Source organism: Streptococcus sp. 1171_SSPC, assembly GCF_001069335.1.
In the GTDB taxonomy this organism is placed as follows: Bacteria; Bacillota; Bacilli; order Lactobacillales; family Streptococcaceae; genus Streptococcus; species Streptococcus xiaochunlingii.
Map to the genome: position 1 here is coordinate 169189 of NZ_JWAK01000015.1, position 18518 is coordinate 187706.

Annotated in this window: 20 protein-coding genes; 4 read left to right on the forward strand and 16 right to left on the reverse strand. The window is 34.4% G+C overall.

All coding sequences use genetic code 11. The features are described 5' to 3' along the window. Window positions 1-7 precede the first annotated feature (7 nt). The 8 genes from ADF75_RS02470 to ADF75_RS02505 form a co-directional block, all read right to left on the reverse strand. Window positions 8-721 carry an ABC transporter ATP-binding protein gene (locus tag ADF75_RS02470; protein ID WP_009664206.1) on the reverse strand — a complete coding sequence of 238 codons (714 nt, stop codon included), beginning with the start codon at window positions 719-721 and terminating at the stop codon, window positions 8-10. Window positions 722-856: 135 nt separating this feature from the next. Continuing rightward, window positions 857-1597: an ABC transporter permease gene (locus ADF75_RS02475; protein ID WP_009664163.1), complete on the reverse strand. Its 741-nt coding sequence runs from the start codon at window positions 1595-1597 to the stop codon at window positions 857-859. A 277-nt stretch (window positions 1598-1874) separates the two neighbouring features. After that, on the reverse strand, window positions 1875-2504 hold the full coding sequence (locus tag ADF75_RS02480; RefSeq protein ID WP_009664054.1) for a TetR/AcrR family transcriptional regulator: 630 nt from the start codon (window positions 2502-2504) through the stop codon (window positions 1875-1877). A gap of 170 nt (window positions 2505-2674) precedes the next feature. Next, the gene (locus ADF75_RS02485; RefSeq protein WP_035620602.1) at window positions 2675-3004 is read right to left on the reverse strand and encodes a GntR family transcriptional regulator; all 330 of its coding nucleotides are present in this window, start codon (window positions 3002-3004) and stop codon (window positions 2675-2677) included. Beyond that, complete coding sequence (locus tag ADF75_RS02490) at window positions 3001-3222, reverse strand: DUF1648 domain-containing protein (RefSeq protein WP_048789020.1); 222 nt, start codon at window positions 3220-3222, stop codon at window positions 3001-3003. The genes ADF75_RS02485 and ADF75_RS02490 overlap by 4 nt, the downstream gene beginning before the upstream one ends. 18 nt (window positions 3223-3240) lie before the next feature. Continuing rightward, window positions 3241-4800, reverse strand: a complete 1560-nt coding sequence (locus ADF75_RS02495; protein WP_009664211.1) for a hypothetical protein — start codon at window positions 4798-4800, stop codon at window positions 3241-3243. After that, window positions 4793-5503: an ABC transporter ATP-binding protein gene (locus ADF75_RS02500; RefSeq protein ID WP_009664098.1), complete on the reverse strand. Its 711-nt coding sequence runs from the start codon at window positions 5501-5503 to the stop codon at window positions 4793-4795. The genes ADF75_RS02495 and ADF75_RS02500 overlap by 8 nt, the downstream gene beginning before the upstream one ends. Window positions 5504-5612: 109 nt before the next feature. Continuing rightward, window positions 5613-6230 (reverse strand): TetR/AcrR family transcriptional regulator, encoded by a 618-nt coding sequence (locus tag ADF75_RS02505; RefSeq protein ID WP_009664199.1) that lies wholly within the window; start codon window positions 6228-6230, stop codon window positions 5613-5615. 394 nt (window positions 6231-6624) lie between these two features. On the opposite strand from ADF75_RS02505, the gene ADF75_RS02515 reads away from it, so the two are divergent. From ADF75_RS02515 to ADF75_RS02530, 4 genes are read left to right on the forward strand one after another with little or no spacing between them, the layout of a single operon-like run. Continuing rightward, a complete protein-coding gene (locus ADF75_RS02515; RefSeq protein WP_001813542.1) occupies window positions 6625-6870 on the forward strand; it encodes a hypothetical protein in 246 nt (81 codons plus the stop codon). After that, window positions 6867-7202: a hypothetical protein gene (locus tag ADF75_RS02520; protein ID WP_000806926.1), complete on the forward strand. Its 336-nt coding sequence runs from the start codon at window positions 6867-6869 to the stop codon at window positions 7200-7202. The genes ADF75_RS02515 and ADF75_RS02520 overlap by 4 nt, the downstream gene beginning before the upstream one ends. A 12-nt stretch (window positions 7203-7214) precedes the next feature. Next, window positions 7215-7583 carry a hypothetical protein gene (locus tag ADF75_RS02525; RefSeq protein ID WP_000567222.1) on the forward strand — a complete coding sequence of 123 codons (369 nt, stop codon included), beginning with the start codon at window positions 7215-7217 and terminating at the stop codon, window positions 7581-7583. Then, complete coding sequence (locus ADF75_RS02530; protein WP_001072467.1) at window positions 7570-7869, forward strand: DUF5960 family protein; 300 nt, start codon at window positions 7570-7572, stop codon at window positions 7867-7869. The genes ADF75_RS02525 and ADF75_RS02530 overlap by 14 nt, the downstream gene beginning before the upstream one ends. A 117-nt stretch (window positions 7870-7986) precedes the next feature. Here the strand turns inward: ADF75_RS02530 and msr(D) are convergent, their stop codons facing one another. The 8 genes from msr(D) to ffh form a co-directional block, all read right to left on the reverse strand. Then, the gene (gene msr(D), locus ADF75_RS02535; RefSeq protein WP_000420313.1) at window positions 7987-9450 is read right to left on the reverse strand and encodes an ABC-F type ribosomal protection protein Msr(D); all 1464 of its coding nucleotides are present in this window, start codon (window positions 9448-9450) and stop codon (window positions 7987-7989) included. Window positions 9451-9569: 119 nt separating this feature from the next. Beyond that, a complete protein-coding gene (gene mef(A), locus ADF75_RS02540) occupies window positions 9570-10787 on the reverse strand; it encodes a macrolide efflux MFS transporter Mef(A) (RefSeq protein WP_000417519.1) in 1218 nt (405 codons plus the stop codon). A gap of 385 nt (window positions 10788-11172) precedes the next feature. Beyond that, window positions 11173-11343 (reverse strand): hypothetical protein, encoded by a 171-nt coding sequence (locus tag ADF75_RS02545; protein ID WP_000873143.1) that lies wholly within the window; start codon window positions 11341-11343, stop codon window positions 11173-11175. A 772-nt stretch (window positions 11344-12115) separates the two neighbouring features. Beyond that, window positions 12116-13606 carry an LA2681 family HEPN domain-containing protein gene (locus tag ADF75_RS02550; RefSeq protein WP_009664121.1) on the reverse strand — a complete coding sequence of 497 codons (1491 nt, stop codon included), beginning with the start codon at window positions 13604-13606 and terminating at the stop codon, window positions 12116-12118. After that, window positions 13593-14615, reverse strand: a complete 1023-nt coding sequence (locus ADF75_RS02555; RefSeq protein ID WP_036757376.1) for a hypothetical protein — start codon at window positions 14613-14615, stop codon at window positions 13593-13595. Before ADF75_RS02555 ends, ADF75_RS02550 begins: the two co-directional genes overlap by 14 nt. Before the next feature lie 408 nt (window positions 14616-15023). Then, window positions 15024-16007 carry an acetylxylan esterase gene (locus tag ADF75_RS02560; RefSeq protein WP_048789021.1) on the reverse strand — a complete coding sequence of 328 codons (984 nt, stop codon included), beginning with the start codon at window positions 16005-16007 and terminating at the stop codon, window positions 15024-15026. 105 nt (window positions 16008-16112) lie between these two features. After that, on the reverse strand, window positions 16113-16880 hold the full coding sequence (locus ADF75_RS02565) for an alpha/beta hydrolase (RefSeq protein ID WP_048789022.1): 768 nt from the start codon (window positions 16878-16880) through the stop codon (window positions 16113-16115). Between the two features lie 66 nt (window positions 16881-16946). Further along, a complete protein-coding gene (gene ffh / locus ADF75_RS02570; protein WP_009731038.1) occupies window positions 16947-18518 on the reverse strand; it encodes a signal recognition particle protein in 1572 nt (523 codons plus the stop codon).

Here is an 18518-nt window from a genome sequence, read left to right on the forward strand (position 1 = left end):
TCTTAATTTAATTTAGAAAATGTGACATAAAATATTCTTCTAAGTCAATATTCTCTCTCCTAATCTCTTTCATAGAGACCTGTTCTACAATTTTTCCATTTTTGATAAAACCAATTTTATCTGCTATCTGTGAAATTTCCGATAATATATGACTCGATATTAGTATTGTAATTCCATGCTCCTTAGAAAGCGACAACAAAAGATTTCGAATTTCTTGAATTCCTATTGGATCTAAACCATTGATTGGCTCATCTAAAATTAACAATTTAGGTTTTGTTAGAAAGGCACGAGCTAAACCAAGCCTTTGCCTCATTCCTAACGAAAAATCTTTTACTTTTTTAGTCGTATTTTTTAATCCGACCATTCTTAAGGCTCTTATTATATCTGATTCAGTAATAGTTTTCCCCATATACTGAGCGTGAATTTCCAAAATTTCTTTTGCAGTGCAGTTATCATAAAAAATTGGTGATTCAATAATACTTCCAATCTGACTTAGGATTTCTTCTCTGTGTTCTTGTAGATTTTTCCCAAAAATTTCAATACTACCTGATGTAATTGTTGATAAGGATAACATACATTTCATTAACGTTGTTTTTCCAGCACCATTCGGTCCTAGAAAACCATAGATTTCTCCTTCAGCAATTTGAAGGTTGATACCACTTAAAATTTCTTCTTTATCAATTGTTTTAAAAACTTCTTTTATTTCAACAATATTTCTCATTTCTATCTCTCTTTCTATATCCAGTTTTAAATGCAAGAATTTTTCTCCCAGAGCATAAATACTAATTTATACAGTCTCTTTTTTTATAGAAATCATTAAGGAATTATCACTTTCCTTCAATTAAACTTAGGTATGCTACTTGATACTAATATCTTGTCTTGAAATATTAAAAATTGAAAATGAAGTAATCATTAAACTTATGAAACTTGCAAATATCAAAAAGAATAAGTTATCAGCAATATTATTAGATAAACTTCCTGGACTTACATTTGAAAGTAATGCTGCTAAACCAAGTCCTGAAAGCATTGTTATAGCTGTTGAATGTTTAATCATACCTAAAACAAATGGTAGTAACCCTATTAGTACTGTTGCAAACGTTATTCCAGCCAAGTTAATTAATTGACTAGCTAGAGGGATATAACTAGATTCAGTTACAACAGCCATGAATCTAATGAATAATTGAGTCACTAAATGTGCAGAAAAATGGGCAATAAATGCTATTAGAATGACTGAAAGAATTTTTCCCCAAAGTAACTTTATTTTAGAAATAGGGTAAGAAAACAACTGAAAAATTGTTCTTCGTTTAAATTCATCAATAATAATCGTAGATAATAAATAAGATTCGAAAATCAAAAATGCTGCTTTTGTAAATAAAGATGAAAACAATGAAGCTACAATTGCCCAACCTTCCCATTTACCAGTAATTCTAATAACATTAGAATCCTGTCCAGTAAATTCTCCTAGTTTATTGTCAGTACCTAAACCCATAATAATGATTGCTGTAATACCTAACACTATAAATATAGTACACAACCAGGCTAAAAATAATTTAGATTTAGAAACTTTATTTAATTCAATTTTAATAAGCGACAACATAGATTATTTCCTCCAAAGCGTAAATAAAGAATAAACTATTCAGACTAATCTCGACAAATATTTAAAAATAAGCTTATTTTACAGACAATGGCACCATACATACTATCGGTATGTATATACTAAAAACAAACATACCCTCGGTATGTATAATAGATTTTTAATAACACACTTAAAGTATGTTATTTTTTAACTATAAATTATGTAAGATAATTTATTGAATTGATAACACATAAATAGAAATTAGTATTAACATGAATGTCATGCGACTACTTATTTACTATTTTTTTAAGCGATCAAATAAGTTGAAAATCACCTCCATCATTTCATCAGAAATTAACTGTACCCCTAGACCTTCAAAAGTAAGTTTAATGAAATTCATTTTACGCTTTAATTCTACTAATGAAAAAACGGAAATTTGAAAACCAATCCAAATATTTAGAGATAAAACAATTAAATCTGCTAGCTCTTCTGGATATTCTGTTTTAATAGACCCATCTTCAACTCCTTCGTAAACCTTTTCTCTAATTTCGGGTAAAAAATCAGAAAATAGACCTAGATACTGCTCTCCCAATAAGCGTGGACTTCTTAGCATGATTGAGGCAGAGTAAACGAGCCTTTGGTGTTCAAAATTAGAGAAAGAGTCCATCAAAGAATTTTGTATCTTTTCTAATCCAGTATTTCCTCTCCAATTATAATTTAAAATTTCTTGATTATTTTCGCTAATGATTGTTTGCAGTATATCATATTTAGACTCAAAATGATGATAGATAACACCTTTTGTTAATCCACCTAATCCATCTATGATATCTTGTATTGATGTATTATCAAATCCTTTTTCTAAAAATAGATTTTTAGAGACCTCTAGTATTTTTTTTCTAGTTTCATGTGAGTTTCTATTCCTTGCCATTTTTGTTCCTTTCTATCATACCGATGGTATGTAATTCTATTGTAGTGGAAGTAACTAATAATGTCAAGTTCTTTATTGGAAAATGCAAAAAAAGCCTTATAATCAAGGCTTTTATATACTTTCAAAAATAATCCTAATAAATTTCCATTCAACTTCATCTAAGCATCTTTTCAAAAAAATAAATTGACAATCTCATCTTCCGAAAATCCTAGCTCACCTAGATTTTCAAACAAAATTTTCACTAGCTTGTTCGATTCTTGATATCTTAACTCCTTTATTTCTTGCTCGCTTGCTATGACAAAATATCCTAATGTTCCACAGCTAATAACCAAATTCTGTTCTTCGAGAACTTTCATTGCTTTTTGGATTGTTGCTGGATTACACTTCTCATTTTCTGCTAAACTCCTTATCGAAGGAATTTTTTGTCCAAGCACATAATCACCTCTTAAAATAGTTGTTCTTAATTTTGATGCAATCTGTAAATATAGATGGGGTTTCATTTAATCTTTTTATTTTCCTTCCCCCTAACAATCTTCCAATATGCAGAGTATGTTATTACTGTAGCCAGTAGAAGATAATATTTATTTGCAAACATATCTGCAACACCTTTTGCATTGAAATGGATAGGAACTTCCTCTGGGAGAAAACTACAAATAACAACTATTATGACTGTCATCCCTAGCAACACCAAAATATCTTTTGTCAGTCTGTTTTTCATCTTATTTTCCTCCTTTAACTAGATAAAATTCGACTTGCTCATTGTTATATAAACACCCATTGTAATAACCAATAAAACTACTGATACTACCTGCAAAACAAATGTAATCGGAATATTTAACACCCAATTAAGAAAAATAGGCGTAATAAGTACAATCATACCAATAATTCCAGTCACAATAACAGGTAGACTTTGTTTGACGACTATCATCTCACTGTCCCAATCATAGTTAGGATATTTTTTATTTAATGAAATTCCGATTACCGTTATAAAAAGGGAGTAACATATAGGAACAATAACTAGATTCATAACTTGAATAGGATTCATATCAAGTTTCAGCATAAATACTGATACAGAAATCATATATCCAATCAAATGAAGTGTAAGGTTGACAGCTATCTTAGCATTTAAAATCATTTTTATCTCAACCGGAGAACTTTTCAAAATCCAAATATTTTTACCTTCTAAAGATATAGATGAAGCTGCTGGACAACTGAGTGAAAGCATAGATGCAATAAAGACGGGAGCTAAGTTTGAAAGATACTCATTTATATTTTCAATTCCTGCAGAATTTCCTATTTGACCTACAGAATTAAACAGGAAACATATACTAAAGACACATAAAAGAATCACTCCAAGCCCAGCATTCAAGACTGCCATATAAGAACTTAAAAATCGTCCAAGCTCTTTTTGATACAAGGCAAAAAATACCGATTTTCTTTCATAAGATACTTTGTCATTAGCATAACTTGATTTTGTATTGGCAAGTGTATTAAGTAGTCCATACTTCAACGAAGCAATTTTGACAAATAGATAAAAGACGACTATTGAAAGAACTATATAAAATCCCATCCCATAGTACATTGGAAAATTGTAGTATGACATAAATAGTCTAGAAATTGGATACAGTCCAGTAATTTGCTTAGCCAGAGTAACCCCAATACTACTTTCATCACCTGATTGCAAAGCTGATAATGCAAAATATCCAATTATACCTAGCATCGCAAATGAAAAAATAAGAGAGATAACATTTTTTCTTTTAAAAAAAGATGAAGCGACAACAATAACGAGTCCCATGCATGCCGCTATACACATGGGGATCAAAGGGGCAAAAAATATAGAAGTAAAATACAATATAATCTGTAGGAGGTTTAAACTTCCGTTCAAGCCCCATACAATTCCACCCGGAAGCATAAACATCAAGCCTATTAAAAAATTCAATAAGTACATAAACATGAACTTGCTGGTGATAATATACGAACTTTTAACAGGTAAGGATTGGAGAATTTCCATATCTCGACTGCCAAATAAAATGCCATTCGAATAAAAAACTGTCAAAAATAATATCGAAAAACTTGAGACAGAGACCATATATGCCGGAATCAAGTTTTGTTGTCCAACTTGTACCAATGTTTTAGCTGTTAGGATATTATAAAAAAAGCAAAATAAGGCAAGAGTTACTATGCCAAAACTCGCAATAGCCATTGAACTTTGTTTTTTATTTCCCGTCTCTCTAATCTGGTTAATGGGAAAAAAATTTATCAATTGTGCTCTAATTAGTATCCAAATGTTACTCATTGCCCTGCACCTCCATGAAAAATGCTTCCAATGATTCATTACCTTTGATATCTCCTGTATTACCACTTGCAACTAACTTTCCATTTTTGATAATGGCAATCTTATTACATAATTTTTCCGCAACATCCAATACATGGGTTGAAAAGAAAATAGCACCTCCATCTGAAACACACTCATGCATAATTTTCTTTAGTAGGAAAGTTGCTTTGGGATCTAGCCCAACAAAAGGTTCATCTAAAATCAATAGTTTGGGAGAATGTACAAGTGCAGAAATAATGGCTGTTCGTTGCTTCATACCATGTGAATATGAAGAAATTATCCCCGAAAGATGCTCAGTCATATCAAATAAATCACCGTAATTTTGGATTCTCTCCCTGCGTATTTTTGTAGGAATTTCAAACAGGTCAGCAATGAAATTAATATATTGAAGTCCTGTCATATGTTCATACAAATCTGGATTATCTGGGATATACGCCATCATTTTTTTACAAATAACAGGTTCTTCTTTAATAGAATGACCGTTGATAATTATACTTCCGTCTTCAAAATCATGGATACCGACAACTGCCTTTATCGTTGTCGTTTTTCCCGCACCATTTGCTCCAATAAAACCATAAATATCTCCAGGCTGTACTGAAATAGATAGGTTATCCACAACCTTCTTATCCCCATAACTTTTACTAAAATTCTTTATCTCTAACATATTTTCACCTCTATTGACAATTTGTCAGTCATATTTTGAAATAATACCGATAGCTTGTTTTGATTCAGCTATCGGTACATAGTTCTCTTTACAAACATTCTATCTTTTTTTAATTGCTAAAGAGTCCTTTTGTATTTAGGTTTTGTTCCAGCATTATCTTAAATGCATTCAAGTAATCTTTGACAGGTTCTTTCTTTGATGTTTTTATACCTATGTTATTTGAAACAAAAACATAGGCTGTCATAAGAAATTCTGCTGTTTCAGATGGATATTTTACAGAAAATACTTTTTCTGAGATGCCTTGATTTATTATCCTCTCAAAATATATAGTCAGTTTTTCAATGAGCTTATGGGATAACTTATCTAACATATAACGATTTTCTTTAAGATCAACCGTCTTTTGTAACTCAGTTCCCTCCGCTGAAACGTTATCTGTAGAGATTATTGTGGCATCTATAAAGGCTCTTATTTTTTCAATAGCAGTTTTGTCGTCATCATTGACAATCACATGAATATCTCTCAATAATTTCTCTGAATATCGTTCCACAAGACAATATAGAATATCTTCTTTGTTCTTAAAGTGATAGTATAACAAACCTCGTGATATATTTACCTTATCGACTATATCCTGAGTTGTTGTGTTCGCATATCCTTTCTCCATAAAGAGGAGCATAGAAGCATCCATAATCTCAGCCCGTCGAATTTCCGGATCTTTTACATCTCGCATTTTATTCCTCCTGATTATAAATTATACTGCTCTACTGACAAATTGTCAATTATAAAATTATCTTTTTGAGGATAGCAAAAAATCCTTGACACCAAGGCTTTTTCGTCAACATTTTTTTCTAAGCTCGTACAAGCAGTGATACTGCCTCAACGTGTGCTGAGAGCTTTCTTCTATACTAATAGACGAAAGGGTGTGAAAATGATTTTTAAATGATACTGTGGAACGGAACAGTAGCCCTAGTATTGACTACTGTCGTTTCTATTCATATTGGCTATTCTAGGACTGAGATGAAAAAATCTATAAATGCTCAGAATAAAATTGAACCCGCAAATCTCCCCAAAACAATGGTGAGTCATGTACTTGTATTATTCCGAAAAAATACACCTCTGGTGCAGTGAGACAAATTGGTGTATCTTATAGTGGCTTCGTAGATGAAAGCTATACTCTACTATCACTCTTTGATGATGTAGAACAAATTGAAAAAGATAATAGACTTCAGACAGCTATTGATGTTGTCAGAGAACAGTTTGGTTTTTTAGCCATACAAAAAGGAACCGTCCTAACTGAAGGTTCCAGAAATATTGAACGCAGTAAACTTATCGGTGGTCATTCCGCGGGTGGATTGGAGGGATTAAAATGAAACAAGAAAAAAATACAGTACAATTTTCAGAAATCCGTAGCAAAGGATGTAATGATATTGAAATGCTTGAAAGATTTTTACATGGAATCGTTGAAACAGCAACTTCAAAACTTCGTCAGAGAAAACTCAAAACAACTGAAATATCGATACGACTAGTACATGCTAAATCTGAAAACCGATTACCATTGGAATTTACATTTAGCATTAAGCCAACAAGCTCATCTGTGATAATCTATACTGAGGTAATCAATCGCTTTAAAGAATGTTACACAGGTGGGGGAATTCAAGGTTTTACGATTCAATTTGATAAAAATACCCTTGCCTCTGCATAGAAAGGATTTGATATGATTGACCGTTCATATTTACCATTTCAATCAGCAAGAGAGTACCAGGATACAAAGATGCAAAAATGGATGGGCTTTTTCCTATCTGAACATGCATCAGCACTCTCTGATGATACAAACAAAGTAACGTACATGTCTGACTTATCACTAGAGAAGAAATTATTACTCCTCAGTCAAGTATACGCCGGGCAGCTACGCACACGCATTCAAGTGATTGAAAAAAACAAGCGTGTTTCCTACACTGGAACAATACCAAGTCTGACCAAAGATTTCATTTTGATAAAAACTACAACAGGTCACATCAATTTGAAATTAAAAGACATTATTAGTATTGAACTTGTCGAGGAGGTGCTCTATGAATCAGCTTGAGTTTCAGCGTAATCACCTACAAATGGACTATTATAGCGAGAGCTACCAAGATTTTGAACGTGACTTCTACCGCTACTCTAACATGAATATTCCATTGACCTTCCTAACTGATGATATCCTAAAAACAATGGCGACTTCACGTAAGAATTACTTTGTCCTCAATAAGGAAAAGTCCAGAGATAACCGCGATCACTTCTTCATATTTGAAGTAAGTACCGTAGATGAGAATCCGCTAATCTATCATTATACATATAAGAAAACTACAATATATTTAGCAGAAAAATAGGAGCAGTTCAATTGACTGTTCCTATTTTTAATATTCATAAAATCTAAAGTCTTTATACTCTTTAACAATGGAGTCGCCAACCAGAACAGACTATACTGACCAGCGACTACCTTAAATTTAATGTTTCAGATTTATTTTCTTATCTCTAATTTCATAAACTACATCTGCTACATTTTCGAGTAATCGTTTATCGTGGGTGATAAACACGATAGTTCCGGTGTACTCCTTCATTAGTATTTCCAAAGCCTCTAAACTTGGTATGTCAAGGAAGTTACTGGGTTCATCCATTATTAGGATGTTATATCTACCCATGAGCATTTTAGCAAGCAACAATTTTATAATTTCTCCACCGCTTAAAACAGATAAACTTTTTCCAATATCGTTCTGTTTGAACCCCATAGATGCTAGCACTGAACGAATTTCTGATATATTGTAGTCACAATCCTTCTGCATAAACTCCATAACATTCTGATTACTGTTGTACTTGTAACCATTCTGTGCAAAGTAACCTATTTTTGCCTTAGGCGAAATAGAAATTCCTTCTTCATGGTTTAAGATCATTTGGATTAAAGTTGTTTTTCCGATTCCATTACCACCAGTTAACGCCACTTTTGCTCCTAACGGAATTTGAAAAGATGCATTTTCAAACAGAGCCTTATCCCCAAATACTTTATTAATTTCTGCACCGACTATAGGGTATGGATTATGGAGCTCCAATGCTTTACTTTGCCTGAAACGAATTCTGCGAATGCCTTCCGGAGCTTCTACTTTTCCTAAGGCCGCAATCCTGTGCTCTAGGGTTTTAGCAGCATTATACATCTTTTTTTCCTTACTTCCTATTGATTTTTGATGAGCTAAACGCCCTCCGTCTTCAGTACTTTTTTTCTTTGAAGAACCTTTTGCCTTCTGTTCTATTTTACGAGCCTGTTTTCGCTTTTCCTCCGCAGCCCTTTCCAATCGGGCACGTTCCGCAATAAATTGTTCGTATTCTGCAGCTTGGCTCTTACGTTCTTCCTCTTTCTGACGAAGATAATCAGAATAGTTTCCCCAATACTCAGTGATTTTGCCATCTTTCAGTTCCCATATTTTATCTACTATTTCATCAAGAAAATAGCGGTCATGGCTAATAACTAACAGTGCACCTGTAAAATATTTTAGCTGTCCTATTAGAAAATCAATTCCTTCACGGTCTAAATGGCTCGTAGGTTCATCCGCTAAAATACCATGAACCTGTGCCGATAAGGCCTGTGCTATTTTAAGCCTTGTTTCTTCACCACCGCTCATAGTCTGTATATTTAATTGCTCAACACCTAGCTTGCCTACAAGTGCAAAATCTTTTTCCTCCTGCAGAGTTACTTCGTCCAACTGGGGAATATAGGCAAGTTCACCCAGACGATTCATTTTACATCCTGGGGGAGTTAATTCTCCTAAAAGTACCCTGAGTAAAGTGCTTTTTCCAGCACCATTTGCTCCTACTAAACCAATACGGTCATAATCATATACTTCTAATTCATTTATATCTAAAACATCGCGTCCTTTGAATTCCACACGAATGTCTTTTGCTTTTAATATTAATTCCATAACATTTCCTCCTGTCTATAATCGCATGCTTTCATTTGCTTGTATGCAGGGAAAACCCTGCGATTTTAGCAGGAAGAGTTACATGAAAATAAGATACATAAATATTCCTCCAATATTGTTTATTTTAAATCTAATTTTCTAACCTCAGTTATCATTTGGCAAACTATAGCAATGCCAATAATTAAAATACCTGATAGTAAAAACCAATGATTTACACCGATTTTATCAGCAAAGAATCCAGAAAGAATTAACCCAATTGGCATAGCAAGTGACATGATACTTCCGATCAAAGAAAATACACGTCCTAAATATTCAGGCTTAATTTTCTCCTGAAAAAGAGCTGTTTGCACACCGCTATAAAATGGCACCGAAAGCCCCATTATTGCACAGCAAACTACGAATATTACAAATCCATTTGGAGGAAGTATTCCCGAAACGGCTAAACTGGTCCCCATTATAAAAAATGAACTTGTTATTAGTAATACATGCTTTTCGAAGCCCCCTAATCTTCCTAATAATAAGCCTCCTGCTAGCATCCCAAATGCAAAGGAAATTTCCGTAATAGAAATATGCACAGGCGTTCCATTAAAGTGTTCCATGCTTATTAAAGGAAATAGTGCATTGATTGGCATATAAACAAAAGTATATAGTGTTCCTAAGAGTAATAAGGCAAACAATCCTTTGTTTTGTCTCAGAACCACAACTCCTTCTTTCATCTCCCTTATGAAATTTGGTTCTAAACTTTGCACTTGATTACCCAGCTTAGGTATACGTACAATTGCTACCGTAATAGATGCAATCACAGCACCCAATACGTCGATGGCAATAATAGCATTTAAATCCCAAACGGAGTATAAGAGTGCTGCAACTGCCGGACTAACAATATAGCTTATAGACTGCAAAGACTGACTATAGCCTGCGCATTTCGTTAGCTGTTCTTCTGGTACTAAAAGTGGTGTAACCGCATTGAGTGCTGGGGTATGAAAAGCTGTTCCAATGCTACGGATAAACAATACTATCATAATCATCCAGACAGGTAGCTCCATACAGAATGCAACAATAGCAAGCACTGCACCAGCTGCTGCGATAATTAAATCGGCACCAATCATTATCTTCTTCCTATCATGACGATCCACTAGCACACCAATGGCAGGTCCCAAAATCGCATAGGGTAAAAAACCTACTAATGAAGCCATAGACAAGACCATCGCAGATCCTGTTTTTTCTGTAAGGTAAAAAATAATCGCCATTTGCAGGATGGCACTAGTGATTAATGATACTGCTTGCCCTGCCCATATTGCATAAAATTTTCGTTTCCAATTGTTGTATTTTTCCATTTATATTATCTCCTGCATATTATTTTGCTTGAATTTCTATTTTGAATAGCATTCTAGGCAATAAAAAATGCAGGCCAAACCCCACAATGTGGCTTTTGGTCTGCATACATACAATTTGGAAACATTCATATTAAAGACATAGTTAAATAAAGGTATAGTTAAATAACCAATATCCTCACCGTAACTAATGAATGCTCAATATCGTATAAATAAGCACAACAAAAAAGCCTATCATCGGGTATAGATTCTGCTTTTTTTATTGCCAGCTTATCTTAAACGCATTGAGGCTGTCATAGTTTCGGTTCCTCCTACATCTTTGTTTATATCAATTTATAGTATAACACAACAAGATGATATGTTCAATATAAAAGTTATGGAATGAGACTCATACTTCCAATTCGATGCCAGATTTAAAGGATATGACGAAGTTTTCTTCATAGACTGTAACGCTCTGGATTATCTTCCTTAGTAGCAAGCGATTAGCTTTCACAAAATCTTCTGTTTGTAGTTTTAAAAATTCATCAGGATTTTCTAACTCAACCTCAAAATATTTCATTTTACATTCCCTCATTTCATTTATTGATAAATTGAGTTTGCAAAAAAGAGTGGACAATTTTTGTCTACTCTTAACCTTTAAAATAGTTTTTTTTAATCGATTTGAAGTTGCCTAAATTATTACTTATTCGGTAAAATGAAGTATTGCTTTCAACAGATTTCCTTCAACTACACTTCACTTGATTCAAACAAGGTGGGTACATTTCTATTCCCACAAACTCCTTGTCAATGGAAACAAACACGTACCCACAGGGTAAATGGAAATAGAAACTGATAATTTCTAGCTATCACTTCTACTCATTCCAAAAATTTTCTCACTCTGATACTTACCCACCATAAAGCAAAAAGCCTTGCAATCAAGGCTTTCATTATCCCTTTCGTTCAAAGGTTTCTAAGCTTTTACGAGCAGAGCGACACACTCAGCGGTTCGCTATCTCCGTTCTGTCTGCGTGCTAGCACTTGTCAATCACGGACAGCTATCGCATGGGCGGAAGTAAATGCTAATCTTCGTCGTTTTACTCCTTGACTAGCAAACTTACCGCCTCAACATGGGTTTTAGAGGACTAAATGGAGACTGAATTGCCTGATAGCGATGTAGTATTGATTAAGCAATCAACAAATAATGTACAAAACAAAAATAAAGTACACTGCTTAATGAGTGTACTTTATCCTTCTAATTCAGTTTTATCAATGGTTTAGATCTAGTTAAGTCGATTAGTTAAATGAATTTAGGCTATTGCTTTTTATAACGACTATAAATTGTATGTTCAATGCTATAATTTATCTTCCGAATCTACTTCTTCATAATTTATCGGAATTAAAGCAACTTCACTGCTTATAGTAGATTGTTTTTCATTTTCACTTATTTGAATGGCATTTTTGAGTGAAAAAATAACTTCTCTTACAAGATTTAATAAATCTAATGCAAACTCTTGAAGTTCAAATTCAGTTAGATACAGTCTGGTTTCATTATTATCTTCATTATCTTCACTTCCATTAAAAATATTCAATGTTATATTAGTAAATCTGTGCTCTAAATAATTTCTAATAATTTTCAATCGCTTTGAGTTTGGATTAGCTGTTAAAGAATTATCACCATTATCAAAATCTTTCTCTATCCAAAATATAGATGACAGACCAATATTCTTATCCAACATTTTATTTAAATCACTATTTGATCTCCAAATTGAATGGAAATTTACTTGTCGAGTTTTAATTTTTAAAGAATAATATTCATTTATAAACATAGCTACTTTATCTAATAATGAATATAGTGTTTTAAAAGATGCTTTTAATCCTTCAACTCGGATAGAGTATTGTACATAGTCTAGACAATCAATAAGATAAACATTCTCATCAGCATAATGAACCGAATCAATTTCAATGCTATTAAAACAGAGATAACGCGCATAAACATATTCTTGCTTAATTTGATTAAACATAGAAATATATTTGTTTAAATCTTTATCCGATTGAAATAATAAACTTGGTAGTAAAAGATTATCATCATATCTATTTATATCGTCAGCTTGTAAGTCATTAAGTGGATTAAGATACAGCCCGTTATTCCAACACCATTCGCGATACTTTTGTGAATTAGGATTATAATCGATGGTTTTACAAGAGCATTCATCTAAGTCTTTATAATTAAGATATTGTTCGTAAAGTTCAATAAATCGCTTTTCTGCATAATCAACTCTGTTTGGATCTGAAACAGTTATGCTTGTTTCTATTAAATTTTTAATTTTTTTAATAAAGTGGAGGTGTTCGTTATCATTCAAAAAATTACGATAATGATCTAGACAAATAGCCAAGTTACCACTAGCCATTGTGAATCTTGGATTGATTTGTATACATTTACAATACATCTTAATAGCTAACTGCTTTCTACCACAAGCATCTAATAAATTTGCGTAATTAGTGTAAAGTGAACATAATAATGGGAAAACAAACCTACTGTTCTCAGAATTTATATCAACGTTATTTGAAATTTCTATAGCTTTTCTTAAGTAATAAATTTGTTGAACTGTAAAATCGGTATCTATGTTGAAAACTAAGTTATCACTTAGTTCAAATATATCAGCGTATGCTGTCCCAATAGAATAAAATAATTGAATTTTGGAAATATCATCAATAGTGTTTTCCATATTTTTTCCAAATTCTATTAGTCTATAGATTTCCTCTATATTTTTATGTTTAAAAGCATTATCGAAATCCATTGACAATTTAAGTACACTATGATTAATTGGATTATTTGTTAACATCTTCACCCCAAACTAAATATCTCGATTTTAAATTTGATTTTCCTTTATTTTCCTGTTCTTCAACTAACATATCAGATAAAAACTCTTTTATCATGTCCCAATTAAAATTCTCTTTAAATCCTCTACTACCATCAGAAGGAACATTTAATGAAAATGTTGCAAATACGGTTTCACAAGTTCTTCTTGGAAATTTTGCTAAGTAAGAATCAAAAAATGAATTTGAATACCTATAATGATGGCTATGAATAAAGTCTTTCCATGTATTTAGCATAGTCTCTTCGTCTATAATATCTATTACGGAAACTTCTTCAAGTGGTCGGTCTTCAATATTTCCCCATGCTTTTTTCATTAAATTAACAGCATCTACATCGCTCTTAGGAGCACTGTATCCAAAAATAGTTAACATATATGAATGATCGACAAAGTAATCTAATGCTTTCCAACACCAATTTATGTATCCATCGGAAGAATAGTCTTTGTTTTTTACGGGATACAATAATTTTGTTGGATTTAATTTTTTATAACATGTTGGGCAATAGTAATCTACTGTTCCAAACTCAGTATGTTCTTCACAAAAACCGACAGCTACATTCCCATGTAAACAAAGAATTTGTGGCAGGTTCAGAGTAATTTTTGAACAGCGAACATAAGCTTGTATAAGTAAAGGGTCCCAATTAAACGTAGCTATGCAATCTTTATTAGTTAAACTTAATATTAAAAGATCATAAATTGTTGGTTCATCAGGTAACTCCAACGAAGCAAAATAATCATAGAGTCTTTCTTCTAGTTTTTTAACTATTTCGGAGCACTCTTCTCTCTCAAATAATTCTGAATAGATATCTTCTAAATTTTCGCTCTTTGTCTGTAATTCAACACCAGCAAGAATTTCTTCTAAATTTAGTTTTTTTAGCAATCCATTCATAACTGAAGAACTTTTGCCGTTTTTATCACCATCTGGAATTGCTGCAATAGTAGCACCAGCACCTAGAATAACTGTGTGCGATCTCATGTCATTTCTCCTGAAAGTCTTTTGACACTATTATACCACTGTATCTACTTTATTTATGCTTCAAATACTAATCTTATAACTATAAATATTTTAAATAAAATGTACAATTGAACCACCACTTCTTCTACCGTTACTAGAGTAAAAAAATGTACAAATCAATTTCTTCGATTAGCTGATATTATGCACTAGCAAACATACAAAATACCATTCCAAAATAATGTACAAAATAAAAATAAAGTACACTTTTTAAAGAATGTACTTTATGCTTCTAATTTAGTTGTATCAATGGTTTAGGTCTTGTTTGGTCAATTGTACATAAACTTTTAGTTTTTATATCTATACAGATCCCTTTTAAACACAAAACAATCAGCAAATCACATGGATCTACTGATTATTTTCTTTTCTAACTTAATTTTCTACATATTGAAATGAAATCTTGCTACCACAGAGCCAATTATAGACTCGATCATTGACTTGAACGTTCATGGCTTCGTGGGCATATTCTGGCATGATTAAATGCTCTTTTGGACATTCTAATCGATTATAAATGGCAAACTGTGTCACAGGATAACAGACATCATCATCTAGCCCGGTAATCATGTGAACCTGTCCTTTGATACGATGGGCAAAGTTTTTCACATCAATATAGGCCAAAGTCTGCATCAAACGATCTTCTGTTTCATGGAATGGATCATGGAACTTGAAATAACGGAAAAGCTCGTCATAAGCCTCGCTGGTGTTCCCAATCTCCAATACTCGTCTGAAATCTGATAAGAATGGATAAATGGCTACCGTTCGTTGTATACGAGGATTCAATCCAGCAGCAATCAGGGCCAAGGCTCCACCTTGAGATGCTCCGTAGCTAGCAAGTTTGCTGTCGTCAACTTGAGGGAGGTTGGCTACAATTTCAATTAACTGGTAAAGATCCAAATAGACATCCTTATAAAAGAGCTCATCCGGACCTTCCACGGCTCCACGGATAATCTGTCCTTTTACCGTATTTCCAAGTGGTGAACGATCTCCGTCGGTTGAAAAGCCTGACTGACCTCTTACATCCATAGTCACAACACCATAGCCGGCTACTGTATAAGGCAGCATGTCAGACCAATCCCAACAACGGCCCATATAGCCATGAAAATGGAAAATAACTGGAACCTTTTGATCCGTTTTTGGGAGAACAACCCGCGCATAAACAAGCCCATCTCGTGTTCCTTTAAAGGTTAATTCATAACAAGCAACATTTGGAATGCTGAAATCTCGTTCTTCAAGCTTGTATTCAGGCAGTTCAGTCATCTTTGCTAGGGCTTGATCCCAAAAAGCATCAAAATCTGCGGGAACCTCATCTCGTCCCTTATAATCTTTCATTGTTTCTAATAATTTGGGATTTTTCATAAAATCCTCCTTAAGTATGTGTAATCGCTACCAAAAATGTACCATATTTACTTAAGGATTGCAAGAGACAAATAAAAATTACATAACCGAAATTATGTAATTTACTTATAGATTCAAAAATAGACTTAATTGTTTCACTAGATCTGGATTAGTGGGTAAAGCTGAATGATGAGCCTTACGACCATTTAAATTCACTTCTGTATAGGTTTGATTGTCAAAAATAGAATTTGCTGCTTGGGCACTAGAAAGGGGGACGATCCCGTCTGATTTTCCAGCAAAGCTACCAACAAAGTTAAGGACCTCTACTTCTTTTCCTAGGCGATGCTTCCATTTTTGAAAATCGTCATACATTTCTTGATTGAATTGGTAAGGACTGCCAATAATAGCGAGCTTGCTTACGGTCAGCTTTTTCTTTTCTAAAAAGCCACTTTCCAATAAGCCAGTCAAAACTAGTCCACCATTGGAGTGCCCGACTGCCTTGAACTCTGTAAAATGATAGTGATCAAGAAGGTAGGTTAGAGCAATCTTAAGGGATTCGATTTGCTGCTTGATATTGCTGTAGCCATCTCGATTGTTCTCGAAGCCAATCACAATCATTGGATTCGGCTCTTTGGTATTCAGTCTTCCTTCCATCTCTATAGAATCATCTTTATTGACTTTGATTTTTAAGAGACTTTGCTTTTTTCTAGAAAAGCGATGGAGCATGCGAATGGTTCCATTGAATCGCTGTATACTGGCTGAACTCCCAGGTACAAAGATAATCGGTCTGATTGGTGGTTTCTTCGATCCTTTAGGAAATTCAAAGGGCTTGCTGTGCGAAGAAAACAATCTTGCAAAGAAACGAATGACTTGTTGAAATAGTTTTTTTAACATCTTTCCTCTAGTAGTAGTTTCTAAAAGAACCCAGAACAGTGTGTTCCAGGCCCTTATTAGAAACGATTATTTCCGTTTTTTCTTATTTTTGCGCATTTGTTTGGCCATCTTGTTCATCGCCCGTTTCATCATAAATTCACCGGCTTTTCCTTTGAGACCACCGCCAAACATTTGGCTCATATCAGGCATTCCAGCGCCTCCGCCAAGAGCTGACAAGTCAGGCATGCCACCTTGTCCCATCATTCCTTCAAGAGCAGACATATCAGGCATACCACCAGGCATGTTTTTCGGCATATTATTTGGATTGAGACCCATTTGTTTCATCATCTTGTTCATATCTCCAGAGAGGACACCTTGCATCATCTGTTTGGCTTGGTTAAAGTCCTTGATGAATTTATTGACTTCGACAAAGCTATTTCCTGAACCAGCAGCAATCCGACGACGACGGCTTGGATTTAACAAATCTGGATTTTCCCGTTCAGCTGGTGTCATGGATGAAACGATCGCACGTTTGCGAGCAATTTCTCGTTCATCGACCTTGAGGTTCTTCATGGCTGGATTATTAGCCATACCTGGAAGCATCTTGAGCAGGTCTTCCATTGGTCCCATGTTTTGGACTTGGTCTAACTGATCGATGAAGTCGTTGAAATCAAAGGTGTTTTCTCGCATCTTCTCAGCGAGTTCAAGGGAACGTTTCTCATCGTATTCTTGAGAAGCCTTCTCGATCAGCGTCAGCATATCCCCCATACCGAGGATCCGACCAGACATGCGGTCTGGGTGGAAGGTTTCGATATCCGTGATTTTTTCACCAGTACCAGTGAACTTGATTGGTTTTCCAGTAATCTGACGGACAGAAAGGGCCGCACCACCACGGGTATCCCCATCGATCTTGGTCAAGATGACCCCAGTTACTTCTAGTTGTTCATTGAACTCACGCGCCACATTGGCTGCTTCTTGACCGATCATGGCATCGACAACCAAGAGGATTTCATTTGGCTCAGCAAGGGCTTTGACGTCGCGCAACTCGCCCATGAGTTTTTCATCGATTTGCAGACGACCGGCTGTATCGATCAAGACATAGTCATTGTGGTTGGCTCTTGCTTGCTCCAAACCTTGGCGAACGATCTCAACTGCAGGGACTTCTGTACCGAGTGAGAAGACAGGGACATTGATTTGTTGACCAAGAGTCTTTAACTGATCAATGGCAGCTGGACGATAGATATCGGCTGCAATCATCAAAGGACGTGCATTTTCTTCCTTGACCAATTTGTTAGCCAATTTACCAGCAAAGGTTGTTTTACCAGCCCCTTGAAGACCGACCATCATGATAATGGTTGGAATCTTTGGAGATTTGATAATGTCTGCTGTCTCAGAACCCAAAATGGCTGTCAATTCTTCATCGACAATCTTGACGATTTGTTGGGCAGGGTTGAGGGTTTCGATGACCTCATGACCTACGGCCCGCTCACGGACGCGTTTGATGAAGTCTTTTACAACAGGAAGGGCAACGTCGGCCTCTAAGAGGGCTAGACGAATCTCTTTGGTTGCCTCTTGGACATCCGCTTCAGAGATTTTTCCTTTCTTACGAAGATTTTTAAAGACGTTTTGTAAACGTTCGGTTAAGCTTTCAAATGCCAT